Origin of the sequence: Pantoea sp. SM3 (assembly GCF_000963995.1) — a bacterium.
Taxonomy (GTDB): Bacteria; Pseudomonadota; Gammaproteobacteria; order Enterobacterales; family Enterobacteriaceae; genus Pantoea; species Pantoea rwandensis_B.
The window spans coordinates 244,392-261,232 of the sequence record NZ_JZRD01000008.1 but is presented as its reverse complement, the minus strand read 5'-3'; the positions used below and the strand labels follow the sequence as shown (position 1 = coordinate 261,232).

Below are 16,841 nucleotides of genomic sequence, written 5' to 3'. Positions count from 1 at the left end.
CGCAGGATGATATTCCTCAGATGAAATCGGCATCTGGGCTTTTAGCACAACAGGGTAGTCTGGGGTTTTGCGCCAGAAGAGAAAATAGAATGAAAAGAACAGCTTTAGCCCTGTTTGTGATGCTTGCCAGTGGAACCGCTGCGGCGGAAACCGTCACACTGCGCATTGCCGACCAGAAGGGTAATATGCACGCCGAGATGGAAGCAGCGCAGCAGCTCAATAATCTCCATTATAAAATCGAATGGGCGGAGTTCCCGGCAGCGGCACCGCTGGCGGAGGCACTGAATGCGGGCGCCGTCGATGCGGGTATTATCGGTGACGCGCCGCTGCTGTTCTCGCTGGCGGCGGGTTCGCAGGTGAAAGCGGTGGCGGTAAGTATATCGGTGCCTGAAGGCTTAGCGGTATTGGTGAGCCCGGATTCAAAAATTAAAACTGTGGCTGATCTCAAAGGAAAAAATATTGCCACCGGGCGCGGCTCTATCGGCCATTTTGAAGCGCTGAAAGCACTGGAAAAGGCCGGTTTGACGGATAAGGACGTCAACTTTCGTTTCCTGACGCCCGCCGATGCGCGCATTGCATTGGCCAACGGATCGGTGGATGCCTGGTCAACCTGGGATCCTTACACCGCACTGGCGGAAGTGACACACACGGGCCGCGTGTTGATCAACGGTGTGGGCCTTTCCAGCGGTAACAGTTTCCTGGCGGCAACCGATGCAGCCCTTAATGATGAGGCCAAACGCGCGGCGCTGCAGGATTACGTTAATCGCCTTGCGGCGGCGGATCGCTGGGCGAACAGCCATGTTGATGCTTACTCCACCACGCTGGCGAAAATTATCGGCTTCCCAAAAGAAGCCGCGGCGAAGTCCTTTGCGCGGCGCAAGTCGCATTGGCAAGCTATCGATGATGCCACGATTGCGCAGCAGCAGGACACCGCCGACTTTTATCAAAAATATGGGCTGATTAAGCAGCGCCTCGACGTCAAACCTACCTTTTATCATGGCTTAAAGGTTGCACAGAACTAACGCTTTGTGCCCCTGTGTTTGGCGAATCAGCAGGGGGCGAGTAGCATAGCGTCCATGTTGTCTCGCTGTGTGACCCCCTATGTTATTTAAAACCTTCGATGGTCATAACGACCTGCTGCTTAACCTGTGGCTGCATCATCCTGATGATCCCGCTAATGCTTTTTTTGCCGGTATTGAGAATGGGCATCTGGATTTTCCGCGTATGCAGCAAGGCGGTTTTGCCGGTGGACTCTTTGCGCTCTTTGTTCCGCCGCAGCGCTACATCAATGAGGTCGCGCCGCAACGTGCAAACGAGCAGTGGCAGCCGCTCGATATTCTCTGGCAACAACTCGATATCCTCAAAACGCTGGCGGCACAATCCGCCGGGCGCGCCCGTTTATGCCTGACGACGGCGGATATTGCAGCCTGTCGCCACGAGGGTGTGCTAGCGATGGTCGCGCATATTGAAGGGGCTGATGGGTTCGATGCTGATGGCGAAGATTTGCATGCTTTCTATCAGGCTGGGGTGCGCAGTATCGGGCCTTTCTGGAATTTACCTAACCGTTTCGGTGAAGGGGTAAACGGCGCTTTCCCGCATTCGCCAGATACCGGAGCGGGCCTCACCACGGCTGGTGAGCAGTTGATCGCTGCCGCTAATCGCCATCGCATGATGATTGACGTGTCGCATATGAATGAGAAAGCATTTTGGGATACCGCGCGGCTCTCAAACGCGCCGCTGGTGGCCAGCCATTCTAATGCACACGCGCGTTGCGCGCAGCCGCGCAATCTTACCGACGAGCAACTGCGTGCCATTCGCGACAGCGGCGGAGTGGTAGGGATTAATTTTGGTAACGCTTTCTTACGGCCGGATGGCAAACGCGATAGTGATACGCCATTGATCGAAATTGTTAAACATCTGGATCATTTAGTTGAAATAATGGGGCCAGAAAACGTAGCATTTGGTTCGGATTTTGACGGCATCAGTGTGCCAGATGAATTGAAAGATGTGTCTGGGCTGCCGCGTCTGTATGCGTTGCTCACTTCGCTCAGCTATGATCAAACCATGATTGAGCAGTTTGCCTGGGGTAACTGGCAGCGAGTCCTGCAACAGATTTGGCAGGATTAGCACAATTCCCTTACCGAATCGGGGTTGATCTGACCGTTACATTGGCGCAACATCAGCCCGCGTCGTGCCTTGTTGCCAGAAAATTCGTTTCCTGGTGCAAGCATTTCCAGCAGAGCCTGCTCTGCGTTATTTGTTTTGAGGAAGAAAGTTATGTGGAAAAAACCTGAATTTGTTGACCTGCGTCTGGGCCTGGAAGTGACTCTGTACATCTCCAACCGCTAAGACTTTCTGCCCGCCACTCGTGCGGGCATTTTATTTTTCATTCTGGTTATCTCTCATGTTTATTAAAGTGCTCGGTTCAGCGGCAGGCGGCGGCTTTCCGCAGTGGAACTGTAACTGCGCCAATTGCAGCGGCCTGCGCAACGGTACGATCCAGGCTCAGGCGCGGACGCAATCCTCGATCATTGTCAGTGACAACGGCGAAGATTGGGTGCTGTGTAACGCATCGCCAGATATCAGCCAACAGATCGCCCACACACCCGAACTGAATAAAAAAGGGGTTCTGCGCGGCACCGCGATTGGCAGCATCATTCTTACCGACAGTCAGATCGATCACACCACCGGTTTACTCAGTCTGCGCGAAGGCTGCCCGCATCAGGTGTGGTGTACGCCCGAGGTACATGCCGATCTCACCAGCGGCTTCCCGATTTTCACCATGTTGCAGCACTGGAACGGCGGTTTGCAGCACCATGGTCTTACGCCCCTTGAACCGTTTCGCGTTGATGTGTGTCGCGACCTGCAGTTCACCGCTATCCCGATTCTCAGCAATGCGCCACCGTATTCGCCGTATCGCGATTGTCCACTGCCGGGGCATAACGTCGCGCTGTTTATCGAAAATACCGCCAATGGCCAGACACTGCTGTATGCGCCAGGTCTGGGCGAGCCCGATGCGGTGATCATGCCGTGGCTGGAAAAAGCCGATTGCCTGTTAATTGACGGCACCGTCTGGCAGGACGATGAGCTGCTTGCCACCGGCGTCGGTAAAAACACCGGCAAAGCGATGGGCCATCTCGCGCTGGCAGAGGAGCACGGCCTGATGGCGCTGCTGGCGTCATTGCCCGCACAACGCAAAATTCTGATTCACATTAATAACACCAATCCGATCCTCAACGAGCAGTCGCCGCAGCGTCAGTATCTGACGCAGCAGGGCATTGAAGTGAGCTGGGACGGGATGGCGATTCATCTGCAGGAGAGCGCATCGTGATCATTACCGAAGCCTTATCGCCGCAAGAGTTTGAGCAGGCGCTGCGTGCCAAAGGCGCGTTTTACCACATTCATCATCCCTACCATATCGCGATGCATAATGGTGAAGCGACCCGTGAACAGATTCAGGGCTGGGTCGCGAACCGCTTCTATTATCAGACCAATATTCCCCTGAAAGACGCGGCGATTATGGCGAACTGCCCGGATCCTGCAACCCGTCGTAAGTGGGTGCAGCGCATCCTCGACCATGACGGCAGCAACGGTCAGGAAGGCGGTATTGAAGCCTGGCTGCAACTCGGTGAAGCAGTGGGATTGGATCGTGAAGTCCTGCTGTCAGAAAAACTGGTGCTGCCGGGCGTGCGTTTTGCTGTGGATGCCTACGTTAACTTCGCCCGTCGCGCCAACTGGCAGGAAGCGGCCTGTAGCTCATTAACCGAGCTGTTTGCACCGCAAATCCACCAGTCGCGCCTCGACAGTTGGCCGCAGCACTATCCGTGGATCAAAGAAGAGGGTTACTTCTATTTCCGCAGCCGCCTGAGCCAGGCAAACCGCGATGTGGAGCACGGGCTGGCGCTGGCGCTGGAAGTGTTCACCACTGCTGAGCAGCAGAACCGCATGCTGGAGATTCTGCAGTTCAAACTCGATATTCTCTGGACGCTGCTGGATGCCATGACCATGGCGTATTCTTTGCAACGCCCGCCTTATCACACGGTCACCGATCAGGTGTCCTGGCACAGCACAAGACTGGTATAACATGATGAAAGATAATCTGATTCCGGCTTTCCGTCGTGGCTATCGCATGCAGTGGGAACCGGCGCAGGATAGCCATGTGGTGCTGTATCCCGAAGGCATGGCCAAGCTGAATGAAACCGCAACGGCGATCCTTGAACTGGTCACCGGCAAACAGGATGTGGCCGCCATCATCGCCATTCTCAACAGCCGTTTCCCGGAAGCGGGCGGCGTGGATGATGACGTGAAGGAATTCCTGCAATCCGCCGTAGAACAGAAATGGATCCAGTGTCGTGAACCTGAATAAAACTGCCACGCCGCCGCTGTGGCTACTGGCTGAGCTGACTTATCGCTGCCCGCTGCAGTGCCCGTACTGCTCGAATCCGCTCGACTTCTCGCAACAGGAGAAAGAGTTGACGACTGAGCAGTGGATCGACGTGTTCCGTCAGGCGCGCGCCATGGGCAGTGTGCAGATGGGCTTTTCGGGCGGCGAACCGCTGACGCGGAAAGATCTGCCCGAGTTGATCAAAGCGGCACGCGATCTCGGTTTCTACACTAACCTGATTACTTCCGGTATCGGTCTGACGGCGAAAAAACTCGACGCCTTCGCCGATGCGGGTCTGGATCATATTCAGATCAGCTTCCAGGCGAGTGATGAAACCCTCAACGCCGCGCTGGCCGGTTCGAAAAAAGCTTTCCAGCAGAAGCTGGAGATGGCGAAAGCGGTGAAAGCGCACGGCTATCCGATGGTGCTGAACTTCGTGCTGCATCGACACAATATCGACCAGATCGATAAGATCATCGACCTGTGCATCGAACTTGAAGCGGACGACGTTGAGCTGGCAACCTGTCAGTTTTACGGCTGGGCGCATCTTAACCGGCAGGGTTTGTTACCCACGCGGGAACAGATTGCCCATGCAGAAGCGGTGGTGGCCGAATACCGCGAACGTATGAGCGAATCCGGTAACCTCACTAATCTGCTGTTCGTCACGCCGGATTATTACGAAGAACGGCCCAAACCCTGTATGGGCGGCTGGGGCTCGATCTTCCTGAGTGTCACGCCAGAAGGCACGGCACTGCCATGCCACAGCGCGCGTCAGTTGCCGGTGGAGTTCCCGTCGGTACTGGAGCATAGCCTGGAAGACATCTGGTATAACTCCTTTGGTTTTAACCGCTATCGTGGTTACGACTGGATGCCGGAACCGTGCCGTTCGTGTGATGAGAAAGAAAAAGACTTCGGTGGTTGCCGTTGCCAGGCATACATGCTGACCGGCAATGCGGATAATACCGATCCGGTGTGCAGTAAGTCACCGCATCACGGTAAGATCCTGGAAGCGCGCCGCGAAGCCACCTGCAGCGATATCAAAATCGCCCAGCTTCAGTTCCGCAATCGCTCCAACTCTGAGCTGATTTTCAAGCAGCGAGTGACCTGATGACCTCGCGCCAGCTGGTGTTAGCCAATGGCTTGCGTTGCCACCTGCATCATCAGGCTGGTGCGCGTGATGCCGCCGCACTGATCCGCGTGCAGGCGGGCAGTTTGGATGAACCCGATCGCTGGCCGGGTCTGGCGCACTTGCTGGAGCACCTGTTGTTTTGCGGCAGCGAGCGTTTTAAAGATAGCGAGCGCCTGATGCCGTGGGTGCAACAGCGGGGTGGGCAGGTCAACGCCACCACGCAACTCAGTCACAGCGCCTTTTTCTTCCAGCTGCCAGCAGCGGATTTAGCTGAAGGTGTGCAGCGGTTAAGCGATATGATCGCCGCACCGCTGCTCGGCCAGCAGGCGATTCGGCAGGAAGTCGCGGTGATCGATGCAGAGTGTCAACTTCTGCAACATCATGCTGAAACGCTCAGCGAAGCCGCGCTGGTGGATACGCTGGGTGGGGCTTTTCAGCGTTTTCGCATCGGTAATCAACAGTCGTTTGGTGACAATGTCACTTTGTTGCAGACCGCGTTGCGCGACTTCCATCAGCGTTATTATCACACAAATACGCTGGAACTATGGCTACAGGGCCCGCAATCGCTGGATGAGTTGGCGCATCTTGCGCAACACTTTTCGGCGGTCAATTCAGAAAAAAACACCCCTTCATATGCCGCACCCACGTTGCCTTCGGGCGACGTGATGTTGCAGCTATCAGATAATGAGAGTTTCTGGCTGACGCTGATGTTATCGGGTGAGGAACCTGTTTTACGTGACAATGTCACCTTGCTCAGTGTGTTCTGGCAAGATGAAGCGCCGGGCAGCCTGTTGGCCGCACTCAGAGAGGCTGAATTGTGCGATACGCTGCAGGGACAATGGCTGTGGCAGGATAAGCAGCACGGATGGTTAGCGCTGCGCTTCACTGGGCCTAAAATCAGCGCGGAGCAGGCGCAACGCATTGAGCACTGCTTCTGGCAGCATTTAGCCGCCATCAAACTTTGCAGCCCTGAGCATCTCCAGCATTATTCCCAGCTGGCGCGGCACGATTTTGCCTGTCTATCGCCACTGGAGCAATTGCGTGGCCGGGCGCTAGGCTTTGCGCCTGCCGATTCCGTGCCGCAGGGTTTCAGCGCTTTTATCGCTGCGCTGGCGCAGAAGCCTTGCTCACGCTTGCTCACTCAGCAGCAACTGGACTCGCCAGAAAGCGTCCAGACGCAAGGTTTCACGCTGCGGCGCAAAAAAGGGCTGCCGCGCAGCCTGAGTACATTCTCAACGCCAGCATTTTCTTTCTATCCCGCTGCGCACCAGGCCGTATTGCCCACGTTGTCGCCGATAGCGATGCCTCTGCCGCGTATCGCGCCACGACAACAGGTTGAGACCTTGCTGTTGCGGCCGGCTTTTTATCACACGCTGAGTGACGAGGATGCGCAGGCGCGGCAAACACGGCTGCGTCCAGTGCTGGCGGCGTTGCGTCATGCCGGAGGAAGTGGCAGTTGGCAGCAGAAGCAGGGAATCTGGCAGTTGGTGCTGAATCTGCCTGTCTGTGAGTCACCAGCTTTGCTGGCCGTGCATCATGCACTTGAGGCATTGAATCTGGCTCCCGATGCAAAACCGCTGGCGCCTGCGCAAACGATCGTGATTCGACAGCTGCTCTCAGCCTTGCCTGTTCAATTGATTGCTCCCACCAGTGATACCCCATGGCTGGCGGCGTGGTGTGGCAAACACAGGCTATTACATCAGCGTGTGTCCCATCTGCTGAGCAACTTCGCGCCCGATTTGGTAAGCAGTGCACAGCCGCCGCGTTTGCAAAGAGGTATTAAGCCGATCCCTTGTACCGGAGGCGATCAGGCGCTGCTGCTGTTTATTCCGCTGCCGATTGCTGATGAACGGAATTTAGCGGCACTGCGCGCGCTCTCATTGTTTCTGGAACCGCGCTTTTTCCAGCGACTGCGGGTCGATCAGCAAATAGGCTATGTGGTGTCGGCGCGCTACCAGCGCGTGGCGGATGTCGATGGGCTGCTGTTGGCACTTCAGTCGCCGCAGGTTCCCTGGCAAACGCTGCTTGGACACTGCAAACGCTTTTTACGTGAGACCGTGGCTGATCTGGACGCTATCGCGCCGCCAACTTTCGCGGCCTGGCAAGCCACACTGCGCGAGCAGTGCGATATCCGCGATAACGCGGAAGCCGCACTGCAGGGGTTACGACAACAGCAGGCATTGCCGAATCTTACGCCTGATGCGATTGCATCCCTGACGCTGCCCCTTATCCAGCAGCTTTATCACCGCTTATTACGCGAACGCCGCCGCTGGCGAATACTGATTAATCAAAGTTGAAAAGCGATACCCTGCACCAGCGTCAGGATGCGTTTCAGCTAAAAATGAGGCGCTCTTTGGATCTGCCTTTATGCCCAATACTTCTTCTTACTGGTCTTGCCTACACCCGGATTGCAGCTGTTGGTCGGATCCAGTTGCTTCCAGTGCGCCACATGCTCGCACGATGCCTGATAGAGATGTCCTACATTATGCTCAGCCGGGTACTTCGCACCACGCTGTTCAAGATAGACTTTGACCGCTTCTTTAAACGCCTTCGCATCCACCCCTTCCTTCAGCACATAATCCTGATGATTCACATAACAGAAAAAGTGCCCGCAGCAGGAATCGACCTGCACCTGTGCGGCTAAGTGATCCGGCAAGGTTAAGCGCCAGGCATCGTCATTGCGGCGCAACGCCACGTCGAAGGCCACCAGCCTTTCGTTCGGGTTATAACCCAGCGCATCACAATAAGAGATGGTGCACCCGCCTACGCCAAAACGCACCAGAAATGCATCTGCGCCTTCGCGGGCATCGCAATGGAAAAAGCCGCCGGGATGTTCGGCAAAAAATTGCTGCAACAACGTCTGCAATTCGTTGGTCTGCTGCGCATCGACTTTGATCATCAGATGATGTTGATATTCGTCACGATAAGCCATGATGCGCGGGGCAATAAAGCTGGGTGTGAGCTGGTTAAAGCACTGCAGCGCCCGATCAACAAAATTGCGTGGCAGGAAAGGCAGATGACTGACACGGACATCCCATTTCGCTTTATTGCCCATCATTTTAGGAATGGCCTGTGGACCGAATTTACGGATCGCCAGATACATATGTTTGGCGTATCGCACGGTTAAATCGAACGCGTTACGATGAATGTACTCTGCCTGCAGCGGCAGTTCGCTCATTTCGGTGAGGAGAAAACGGCGTAACGCCACCAAAACACTCTCATCATGGGTGCCGACATAAAAGGTGTCGCTCCCCGCGCTCGCTTCAAAGGTGGGCAGCCGCACAGCAAACACCACCACTTTTCCTGCACTGCCAGAGCTGTCGTGCAGATAACGTAGGTCGCCGTTGAAGCGCGCAGGGGAATCAGCGCGGATATCCCGCAGACGGTCGGCGTAATCATCAGCCCAGATTTTGCCGTCCCAATCGGCCTGGTCGCCGGTCTGATACTGTTGCTCAGTCAGACTCTTCAGCATCGCCTCCGGCGTATCACCCAAATCGATACCAAGGTGATTGACCATCTCTAAGCGCCCATCATCATGGATACGGGCAAACAGTGATTTTTCAGTAAAGGCGGGGCCCCGGCGAATCAGTGAACCGCCCGAGTTGTTACAGATGCCTCCTACGACAGAAGCACCAATGCAGCTGGAACCAATCACCGAGTGCGGTTCGCGTCCCAACGGTTGCAGCGTGTGCTCCAGTTCGGTCAGGGTGGTACCGGGGAAGGCGATGACCTGTCGCGCTTGATCGATGACCTGTACGCCCTTGAGCTGGCGGGTGCTGATGATCACCACGTCGCGGTCATAATCATTGCCATCCGGGGTTGACCCGCCGGTCACGCCGGTATTCGAGGCTTGCATCAAAATAATGATGTCCTGTGCCACGCATACCTTTAGGCTTTGCCACAGTTGCAGCAAGTTTTGCGGCAATATCACTGCCAGTGCCTCACCGCGACCGACACGAAATCCCTTGGTGTACCAGGCTTTATCATCGGCATGGGTCAATACCTGTTTGCCGCCCACTATGCCAGCGAGCTGACGCAACATCTCCTGCGAGTTGGTCATGTTTTCTCTTCTTCGTCATTTATTTGCTGCGATATTGGACAGCCAGATAAACGTGACGTCAATCATTCATCGGTACTGATCAACAAATAACGCATTGAATCATTATCCCTTTATCCTTCATGGAGAAAAGTCGGCGAACTGATAAAAATGCGTGGGCAATCACAATTCAGATCGAAAGAAATTCTGATGAAAAGGCGATGGCAGGTTCGGTGCGTATTCTACGATTAAATAAATATAACCAAATGATTTTATTGGTTTTATTAAATAACGGCCAAAATTCGCAATGTGATTAATATCACAAAAAACAGCGCTTATTCATGCTTGTCAACGTTACGAGGAATGAAATACATGGCAAAAATGTGATCTTCGTTGCAAATAGAAAATCCGTTCACCGGAAGAATGAATGTCAGACGCGCAGCATACGGAGTGATGACAATGAGAATTGGCATAGTGATAAGCGGTGGCGATGTTACCGGAATAAATAACTTTGTGTTTCAGATATCACGTATGACGCAGGCGGATATGGTGTTATTTAATGGCGGCATTCCCGGTTTATTAGAAAATCGCCATCAGGAAATGTCGCAGCGCGATCTGGTGGATTATGCCATCACTTCAATTCCCGTGATGCAATCGGGACGAACCACGCGAAAATTAATTCGCCCTGAGTATGAGGTGATCGCCAAACAACTCAAATCGCTACGCATCGATGTATTAATTATGGCCGGGGGTGATGGCTCATTACAGTTTTTACATACATTAAGCGAATTCGGCGTGAATTGCTTTGGTGTAGGCATGACCATTGATAATGATGTTTTTGGCAGTGACTACACCATTGGTTTCTCTACCGCTTGTGAGCAAGTCTTAAAAGAAGTATCGAAATTAAGAAATACCGGCCGCGCGTTAACCGGTCGTGTATTTATGGTTGAGTTGCTCGGCGGCTATTGTGGCGAGTTGACGCTGCAATCGGCGATTAAATCGAATGCTGACTTCGCACTGATTCCAGAGTGTCAGATTCCGCCGCAGGAGCTGGCAGAACGCATCACGCAGCGACTTGCCGCGCAGAACAGCGTGGTGATTCTCTGCTCTGAAGGCTACACCCGCGAATACTCGCCGGGCTTTCAGGGCGCGATTGATACCTTAATTAAACAGATTGAGCCGCTGATAGGGGTACGAATTCGTAAAACTATTATCGGTTACGGCTTGCGTAGTGGTGACCCGACCTGTGAAGAGATTTATCAAGGCACCATTATGGCCAGTGAAGTTGCGCGCTGTATTCAGTCGGGGATGCGCAACAAAGCGGTGATTATTAATGGCAGTAATCGACCGATACCGATTGATCTTATAAGCATGAAAAAACGCCTGGTTGATACCGAAGGGCATCATTACAAACTCGCTAAACAACTGCATATTCTGTGAGGAAAACGCCATGCTGAAAATATTATGTGTCTGTGGATGTGGTCTGGGTTCTAGTTTCGCCATCGAAATGAGTGCCAAATCCGTATTAAAGAAACTCGAAATTGAAGCGGATATTGATCACACCACTATTTCAGAAGCCAATGCTTTTAAATCCGACATGATTCTCACGCAAAAAGCATTTGCGGATGTCCTTAACGCGGATGCCAGCCCGGAACAAATTAAACGGGTGATTATTCTCAACAAGCTGACCGATAAAGCTGAAATTGAGGAAAAAATCGTGGCGTTTATGAAAGAACGTAATCTGAAGGTTGCTAACCATGAATAGTGTGATCAACTTCCTGGTAAAAGACTTATTAGGGCAGGCATCAATTCTGATCGCCTTTATTGCTCTGATTGGTCTGCTACTGCAGAAAAAATCCGCAGGTAAGGTGGTGGAAGGCACCTTTAAAACCCTGCTGGGCTTTTTAATCATGATGGCGGGTATCAATATCATTGTCGGTACGCTGACCTTCCTGAATACCATCTTCACCCACGGTTTTGGCATGAAGGGCTATATCACCGATGTGGCCGCCATTGCCGGATTAGCAAGCCGCGAGTTGGGATCAGAAGTGGCGCTGACATTGTTGGTGATCTTTATCGTCAACATCATCATCGCGCGTCTGACGCCGTTCAAATACATCTTCCTCACCGGTCAGGCGCTGCTGTGGATGGCAACCATCGGAGCGGTGATTGGCTATAAAGCCGGGCTGACGGGTTTACCGCTGATCCTCACGGGCGGCATCTTCGGCGGCATTATGGCGGTCGTGATGCCAGCGCTGGCTCAGCCGGTGGTGCGCCGAATCACAGACTCTGATGACGTGGCACTGGGACACTTCTGCACCATCGGCTATCTGCTGACGGCGGCAGTGGCGAAGGTGGTCGGTAAAGGCTCGCGCTCAACGGAAGATCTCAAGCTGCCAGACAACTTCAAGTTCCTGCAGGACACCTATCTGTCGATGGCAGTGGTGATGGTCCCGATGTACCTGATCCCGGCAGTGGCAGCAGGCCCAGAATTTATCGGCCAGTACAGCAACGGCATGAACTACCTGATGTATGCCTTTATGCAGTCGATTCAGTTCGTCGCCGGCGTGTTCGTGCTGTATAGCGGCGTGCGTTTACTGCTCAACGAGTTGGTGCCAGCGTTCCGTGGCATTGCGATGCGCCTGGTGCCAGATGCAAAACCCGCGCTCGACTGTCCGGTGATGTTCCCTTACGCACCGAATGCCGTGATCGTCGGCTTCCTGGCGACAACTCTGGGTTCCGTGGTCGGTATGCTGGTGTTCCCCATGTTCGGTCTGGCGATGATTCTGCCTGGCCTGCTCACCAACTTCTTTGCCGGTGGCACCGCAGGTGTATTCGGTAATGCGCTGGGTGGACGTCGTGGAGCGATGATTGGCGGTTTTGTACATGGCCTGTTCATCACCTTCCTGCCGGCCATATTGGTGCCAATGCTCGAAAGCTACGGCTTCACCGGTGTGACCTTCAGTGACTCTGACGTCATCAGTACCGGATTGGTATTGGGCCATGCGTTCCAGGGCAACTGGTTGTTCGTCGCACTCTTTATTGTCTTCATCACTCTGATCGCCTGGTTTGTTAACGGAAAATCCCCTAAATCCCACGAGGAAAAGCTTCATGAAACTTTATAACTTTACCGATCTGTTACAGGTGGCTAAACAACGTGAATTTAAAGCGCTTGGTTCCTTTAATTTACACTGTCTGGAAATGTTACCGGCTTTTTTTAAAGCAGCAGAGAAAACCAACAGTCCATTAATGATTCAGATCTCAACCGGCACGGCGAAATATCTGGGACATAAATTATTAGTGGATGCGATTCGCTCCTTATCTGAAAGCCGTAATGTGCCAACGTGCCTGCATCTCGATCACTGTTCAGATCTCGATGCGATTCAAACGGCACTGGATGCAGGATTCAGTTCCATTATGTATGACGGCTCGCATTTATCGATCGAAGAGAACATTGCCAATACGCGTCGCGTGATTGATATGGCGCGCCCGTTGCAGGTCTCGGTTGAAGCAGAACTGGGTGCTATCGGTGGTTCAGAAGACGGTAAAGAAGTCGAAATGAACGATGCGTCCTTTACCACCGTAGATGATGCTAAGCGTTTCGTGGATGAAACCGGTGTTGATATGCTGGCCATCTCCATCGGTACCGTACATGGACTCTATACCGGTAAAGCGCATATTCAGCATCAGCGTCTGGCCGATATTACTGAAGCGACCAAAACCCCGTTGGTGTTGCACGGCGGTACGGGCGTGAGTGATGAAGACATGCGCCTGGCCGTGCGCAGCGGTATCGAAAAAGTGAACGTCGGCACGGAAATGAATGTGCAGTGGGTGGCAAACTGCAAGCAGACGTTTGAAAAAGGTAAAGTGAATGACAGCGTACGCAACTTCCTGGTGCCCGCTAATGATGCCGTCACCAATGTGCTGGTAGAAAAGATTTCACTGTTCCGTTAAGTACGACTCACTCATGACGTAATAAACCTGAGGTGCCCTGGCGCCATTCGGGGCAGGAGACGCTATGTTTGGATTCTTGAAAAAGGGCTCGGATAATAAGAGTCAGGATTCACAAGAAATAGATCTTCAGGCAGAAACCATCAGTGGAAAAATTAGCGAGCTGGAACAACAGCTCGCTATTAATCCGCAAGCGGTCGAAGCGCAGAAACAATTAATGCTGGAATATAATCGTGCATTAAATATCTTTGCGAAAAGCCGCCGTTTTCGTCAGGAAATTGATCCGCTGTTCGTTAAAATTGATGAACTGCGTAATACCATCCGCAAATCAATTTAAGGAGGCAGTATGAGTATTAAGCGACTGCTGCAAGAAGCGAATGCGATTCAGGTGGGGATCAGCGCCACGGACTGGCGCGAAGTGATCGCGCTGGCCGCACAACCGTTGGTGAGCGGTGGATATGTGAAGGATTCCTATCCGGAGGCGGTGATAGCCAATACCCTGACGCACGGCGCTTATTATGTGTTTGAGGAAGGGATAGCCATTCCGCATGCGCGTCCGGAAACGGGCGTGCTAAAAGATTGCTTCAGCATGATTGTGCTGGATGAGCCGATCTCTTTTGAGGGGAGTGACAAAGCCGATATCGTCATCATGTTCGGCGCGCGCGACAGCAATGCACACATCGAAGAGGGCATTCGCGCGATTGTCTCACTATTGGAAGATGAAGAGACGCTGGTGCGGTTACGTCAGGCCAGCAGTGTGGCGGAGGTGATAGAAATCCTATGACTTCTCACACTGAAGAAAAGATGGTGGTGCTGGTCAACGGCATTCCCGCGTCGGGGAAAAGCACCCTGACACGGGCTATGGCGGAACGGTTTGGTTTTCCGGTACTGACGCTGGACAGCCTCAAAGAACCTTTTATGGCCAGTTTCGCGCCGGTGGATCGCCTGCGTAACCGTCAGTTGGGTTGTGCGGCTTATCAGGCAATCTGGAAGGTGGTCGGGCAAGCTCCCACCTGCTGCGTATACCTGATTGACGCCTGGTTCGGCTTCCAGCCAAAAGAAGTCTTGCAGCAAGGATTAGAGCAAGCGGGTATCACTCGGGTGCTGGAGCTGTGGCTGGCGATCACCCCTGACGAAGCGGTAGCGCGTTATCAGTCACGACTGACCGATCGCATGCCGGGTCATCCAGGTGCCGAGTATCTGCCTGAGCTACGTAAGCTGGCGGAAACGGCGCAGCCGATGGCGCTCGGGCCGGTGTTGCAACTCAATGCCGCCGATCCGGATGAAGCGGCGGCGAGTGCCTGGTTGCAGCGTCAGCTGCGGCTGCCGGTGAGTGCTCAGCCCGCTTTGTCTGCATCAGGTTGAAAGAAGTCCGCCAGTAAGGCGCTGAACTGTTGATCGTGTTGGCGATCGTCAGCCAGCTGGCGGCAGATTTCCCCTAAGGCCCGATAGAGTTGATCGGTGGCCAGTTCGCCCTGATTAAGCGTGGCAATCTCATCCATCTCCGCCGCCCAGCGCCAGGCTTTTGGCAGCATATCCGGGGCGGCTTTTTCCATTCGCTTCAGTAACGCCTGCTGGCTCTCCTCCATCTCTTCACGCAGTGCATCGGCGGCACCCACACGGCTGGCATTGATCAGCATCGCTGAGGTCAGCAGAGTGATGCCTTTATTAATCCCGGCATAAGCCATCTTCAATGCTGAGGCGGCGCCGTTCTCAGCGCCCATCACCCGCACCCGCAACCCACAATCACTTAACTGCGCCAGTTTTTCGGCATGTGGTCCTGCAAACCAGAATCGCGGCCCGGAAGGATTTTGCTCGCCTGGTGGCAAGCCAATTATCGCCGCATCGACAAAAGGGGTACCGGTGCTTTCAATCACCTGAGCCACTCGTTTGAGCGTCTCCGGACTGATGGCGTTGCAATCCACATACAACGGTTTGTGCGCGGCGGCTTGTAAAAGCGGAGCCATCTGTTGTGCCCAGCTGAGTGCCGATTCGGGCGGCAGAATCGACAGAATCATATCGGCCTCACAAAGCGCCTGTGCGCTGCAGTTGGCGATATTGGCCTGTTGGGCACGCTGTTGTGACTGAGGTGAGCGTCCGTTCAGCGGAGCAATCACCCGCGCCCCATGCCGGGCAAGTACAGCACCGATGGCCGCGCCCATAGCGCCCGGTGCGGCGATAGCAATCGTCTTCATTACGGTCACTCCTTTAGGCATCAAGTTGTCAGTATGGATCGCGCTGAAGAGATTGTGCTTAGGGAAGTGCAAGCAAATACAACCGTCCACCTGCAGTAGTTTTGTCCGGCACGGTTATTGCTGCTGGCGGTGGCACAGCGGGTGATTTGGCGGGGCAGAAAGCAGGCCAGACACGCTTGTGCTAATTCACTGTCGTGATAATAACCGCATGATTTGACAAGGCATATTTCACACGCTCAACCAGGCTTGTTGAATGTTTTGCATGATATTGCCTATCCATCAAGGAGACTCTATGAACATTGATTTGCACGGTAAAACCGCGTTAGTGACGGCATCAACGGGCGGCATTGGTTTTGCGATCGCTCAGGGATTGGCTGAGAGCGGTGCCGAAGTGGTGCTTAATGGGCGCAGTGAAGACTCGGTGAGCCGGGCACGTGAGAAGCTGAATGGATTGGTGGTTGGCGCCAAAATTCATACTTTTATTGCCGATCTCGGCAGCGCACAGGGCGTAAAGCAATTGCTGAACGGATTGCCGCCCATTGATATTCTGGTCAACAACGCCGGAATTTACGGCCCGCAAGACTTCTACGCCACCGATGACGACACCTGGGAAGCTTACTGGCAGACCAACGTGATGTCGGGTGTGCGACTATCCCGCGCTTTGCTGCCGGAGATGGTGAAACGCGGTTGGGGGCGCGTGGTGTTTATCTCTTCTGAATCGGCGCGCAATATCCCCGCGGATATGGTGCATTACGGTGTGACCAAAACCGCGCAACTCTCCCTGGCGCGTGGGCTGGCGAAAGTCGCAGCAGGGAGCGGCGTGACGGTAAACAGCGTGCTGCCTGGCCCCACCATCTCAGATGGTTTTGCAGCAATGATGGAAGACGAAGTCAAACGAACCGGAAAAACGCTAGAAGTACTGGCGAAAGAGTTTGTGATGGCGCAGCGTCCGAGTTCGGTGATTCAGCGTGCAGCCACGGTGGAAGAGGTGGCAAATATGGTAGTATACGTGTGCTCGCAACAAGCTTCGGCTACCTCCGGCGCGGCACTGCGCGTCGATGGCGGAGTGGTGGATGATATTGTTTAATCCGCAGTAAATCGCCAGTCCGTGTCGCAGCGTAACGTATTACGTGCTTCTTAAGCCCC

General features: G+C 53.9%; 18 protein-coding genes. 16 read left to right on the top strand and 2 right to left on the bottom strand.

The annotated features are described in order from the left end of the window. Positions 1-89 precede the first annotated feature (89 nt). The 8 genes from VI01_RS05880 (at position 90) to pqqF (ending at position 7,810) form a co-directional block, all read left to right on the top strand. Positions 90-1,022 (top strand): ABC transporter substrate-binding protein, encoded by a 933-nt coding sequence (locus VI01_RS05880; protein ID WP_045814347.1) that lies wholly within the window; start codon positions 90-92, stop codon positions 1,020-1,022. A 79-nt stretch (positions 1,023-1,101) separates the two neighbouring features. Then, positions 1,102-2,127, top strand: coding sequence for a dipeptidase (locus VI01_RS05875; RefSeq protein WP_045814346.1), 1,026 nt, complete (start codon positions 1,102-1,104; stop codon positions 2,125-2,127). Positions 2,128-2,277: 150 nt separating this feature from the next. Next, a complete protein-coding gene (pqqA, locus tag VI01_RS24685) occupies positions 2,278-2,349 on the top strand; it encodes a pyrroloquinoline quinone precursor peptide PqqA (RefSeq protein ID WP_010617686.1) in 72 nt (23 codons plus the stop codon). A gap of 55 nt (positions 2,350-2,404) precedes the next feature. Continuing rightward, positions 2,405-3,331, top strand: coding sequence for a pyrroloquinoline quinone biosynthesis protein PqqB (gene pqqB / locus VI01_RS05870; RefSeq protein WP_045814345.1), 927 nt, complete (start codon positions 2,405-2,407; stop codon positions 3,329-3,331). Next, positions 3,328-4,083, top strand: a complete 756-nt coding sequence (gene pqqC / locus VI01_RS05865) for a pyrroloquinoline-quinone synthase PqqC (protein ID WP_038647148.1) — start codon at positions 3,328-3,330, stop codon at positions 4,081-4,083. The genes pqqB and pqqC overlap by 4 nt, the downstream gene beginning before the upstream one ends. A gap of 4 nt (positions 4,084-4,087) precedes the next feature. After that, positions 4,088-4,366, top strand: coding sequence for a pyrroloquinoline quinone biosynthesis peptide chaperone PqqD (gene pqqD, locus VI01_RS05860; RefSeq protein ID WP_038650139.1), 279 nt, complete (start codon positions 4,088-4,090; stop codon positions 4,364-4,366). After that, positions 4,353-5,492, top strand: a complete 1,140-nt coding sequence (gene pqqE, locus VI01_RS05855) for a pyrroloquinoline quinone biosynthesis protein PqqE (protein ID WP_045814344.1) — start codon at positions 4,353-4,355, stop codon at positions 5,490-5,492. The genes pqqD and pqqE overlap by 14 nt, the downstream gene beginning before the upstream one ends. Further along, positions 5,492-7,810, top strand: coding sequence for a pyrroloquinoline quinone biosynthesis protein PqqF (gene pqqF, locus VI01_RS05850; protein WP_045814343.1), 2,319 nt, complete (start codon positions 5,492-5,494; stop codon positions 7,808-7,810). The genes pqqE and pqqF overlap by 1 nt, the downstream gene beginning before the upstream one ends. 68 nt (positions 7,811-7,878) lie before the next feature. Here the strand turns inward: pqqF and dld are convergent, their stop codons facing one another. Beyond that, positions 7,879-9,573 carry a D-lactate dehydrogenase gene (gene dld, locus VI01_RS05845; RefSeq protein ID WP_045814342.1) on the bottom strand — a complete coding sequence of 565 codons (1,695 nt, stop codon included), beginning with the start codon at positions 9,571-9,573 and terminating at the stop codon, positions 7,879-7,881. Positions 9,574-10,008: 435 nt separating this feature from the next. Here dld and VI01_RS05840 point away from each other — a divergent pair, with 435 nt between their 5' ends. The 7 genes from VI01_RS05840 to VI01_RS05810 all read left to right on the top strand — a co-directional run bounded on the left by VI01_RS05840 (position 10,009) and on the right by VI01_RS05810 (position 14,865). Next, complete coding sequence (locus tag VI01_RS05840; protein WP_045814341.1) at positions 10,009-10,989, top strand: 6-phosphofructokinase; 981 nt, start codon at positions 10,009-10,011, stop codon at positions 10,987-10,989. 10 nt (positions 10,990-10,999) lie between these two features. Then, positions 11,000-11,314 (top strand): PTS sugar transporter subunit IIB, encoded by a 315-nt coding sequence (locus VI01_RS05835; RefSeq protein WP_034827292.1) that lies wholly within the window; start codon positions 11,000-11,002, stop codon positions 11,312-11,314. Continuing rightward, on the top strand, positions 11,307-12,674 hold the full coding sequence (locus VI01_RS05830) for a PTS sugar transporter subunit IIC (protein WP_034827290.1): 1,368 nt from the start codon (positions 11,307-11,309) through the stop codon (positions 12,672-12,674). The genes VI01_RS05835 and VI01_RS05830 overlap by 8 nt, the downstream gene beginning before the upstream one ends. After that, positions 12,661-13,503, top strand: a complete 843-nt coding sequence (locus VI01_RS05825; RefSeq protein ID WP_045814340.1) for a class II fructose-bisphosphate aldolase — start codon at positions 12,661-12,663, stop codon at positions 13,501-13,503. The genes VI01_RS05830 and VI01_RS05825 overlap by 14 nt, the downstream gene beginning before the upstream one ends. Before the next feature lie 64 nt (positions 13,504-13,567). Then, positions 13,568-13,837 carry a hypothetical protein gene (locus tag VI01_RS05820; RefSeq protein ID WP_045814339.1) on the top strand — a complete coding sequence of 90 codons (270 nt, stop codon included), beginning with the start codon at positions 13,568-13,570 and terminating at the stop codon, positions 13,835-13,837. Positions 13,838-13,846: 9 nt separating this feature from the next. Beyond that, positions 13,847-14,284, top strand: coding sequence for a PTS sugar transporter subunit IIA (locus VI01_RS05815; RefSeq protein WP_038647128.1), 438 nt, complete (start codon positions 13,847-13,849; stop codon positions 14,282-14,284). Further along, complete coding sequence (locus VI01_RS05810; RefSeq protein ID WP_045814338.1) at positions 14,281-14,865, top strand: glucokinase; 585 nt, start codon at positions 14,281-14,283, stop codon at positions 14,863-14,865. Before VI01_RS05815 ends, VI01_RS05810 begins: the two co-directional genes overlap by 4 nt. On the opposite strand, the gene VI01_RS05805 is transcribed toward VI01_RS05810, so the two are convergent. Next, on the bottom strand, positions 14,838-15,695 hold the full coding sequence (locus tag VI01_RS05805) for an NAD(P)-dependent oxidoreductase (RefSeq protein ID WP_045814337.1): 858 nt from the start codon (positions 15,693-15,695) through the stop codon (positions 14,838-14,840). The two genes, VI01_RS05810 and VI01_RS05805, sit on opposite strands and share 28 nt — an antisense overlap. A 292-nt stretch (positions 15,696-15,987) precedes the next feature. On the opposite strand from VI01_RS05805, the gene VI01_RS05800 reads away from it, so the two are divergent. Beyond that, positions 15,988-16,782 (top strand): SDR family NAD(P)-dependent oxidoreductase, encoded by a 795-nt coding sequence (locus VI01_RS05800; RefSeq protein ID WP_038647122.1) that lies wholly within the window; start codon positions 15,988-15,990, stop codon positions 16,780-16,782. The last annotated feature ends 59 nt before the right edge of the window (positions 16,783-16,841 follow it).

Excerpts from the sequence above, each read along its gene's own strand:
- VI01_RS05880 (WP_045814347.1), top strand. The coding sequence starts at position 90 with ATGAAAAGAACAGCTTTAGCCCTGTTTGTGATGCTTGCCAGTGGAACC.
- VI01_RS05875 (WP_045814346.1), top strand. The coding sequence starts at position 1,102 with ATGTTATTTAAAACCTTCGATGGTCATAACGACCTGCTGCTTAACCTG.
- pqqB (WP_045814345.1), top strand. The coding sequence starts at position 2,405 with ATGTTTATTAAAGTGCTCGGTTCAGCGGCAGGCGGCGGCTTTCCGCAG.
- pqqD (WP_038650139.1), top strand. The coding sequence starts at position 4,088 with ATGAAAGATAATCTGATTCCGGCTTTCCGTCGTGGCTATCGCATGCAG.
- pqqF (WP_045814343.1), top strand. The coding sequence starts at position 5,492 with ATGACCTCGCGCCAGCTGGTGTTAGCCAATGGCTTGCGTTGCCACCTG.
- dld (WP_045814342.1), bottom strand. The coding sequence starts at position 9,573 with ATGACCAACTCGCAGGAGATGTTGCGTCAGCTCGCTGGCATAGTGGGC.
- VI01_RS05840 (WP_045814341.1), top strand. The coding sequence starts at position 10,009 with ATGAGAATTGGCATAGTGATAAGCGGTGGCGATGTTACCGGAATAAAT.
- VI01_RS05835 (WP_034827292.1), top strand. The coding sequence starts at position 11,000 with ATGCTGAAAATATTATGTGTCTGTGGATGTGGTCTGGGTTCTAGTTTC.
- VI01_RS05830 (WP_034827290.1), top strand. The coding sequence starts at position 11,307 with ATGAATAGTGTGATCAACTTCCTGGTAAAAGACTTATTAGGGCAGGCA.
- VI01_RS05825 (WP_045814340.1), top strand. The coding sequence starts at position 12,661 with ATGAAACTTTATAACTTTACCGATCTGTTACAGGTGGCTAAACAACGT.
- VI01_RS05820 (WP_045814339.1), top strand. The coding sequence starts at position 13,568 with ATGTTTGGATTCTTGAAAAAGGGCTCGGATAATAAGAGTCAGGATTCA.
- VI01_RS05815 (WP_038647128.1), top strand. The coding sequence starts at position 13,847 with ATGAGTATTAAGCGACTGCTGCAAGAAGCGAATGCGATTCAGGTGGGG.
- VI01_RS05810 (WP_045814338.1), top strand. The coding sequence starts at position 14,281 with ATGACTTCTCACACTGAAGAAAAGATGGTGGTGCTGGTCAACGGCATT.
- VI01_RS05805 (WP_045814337.1), bottom strand. The coding sequence starts at position 15,695 with ATGAAGACGATTGCTATCGCCGCACCGGGCGCTATGGGCGCGGCCATC.
- VI01_RS05800 (WP_038647122.1), top strand. The coding sequence starts at position 15,988 with ATGAACATTGATTTGCACGGTAAAACCGCGTTAGTGACGGCATCAACG.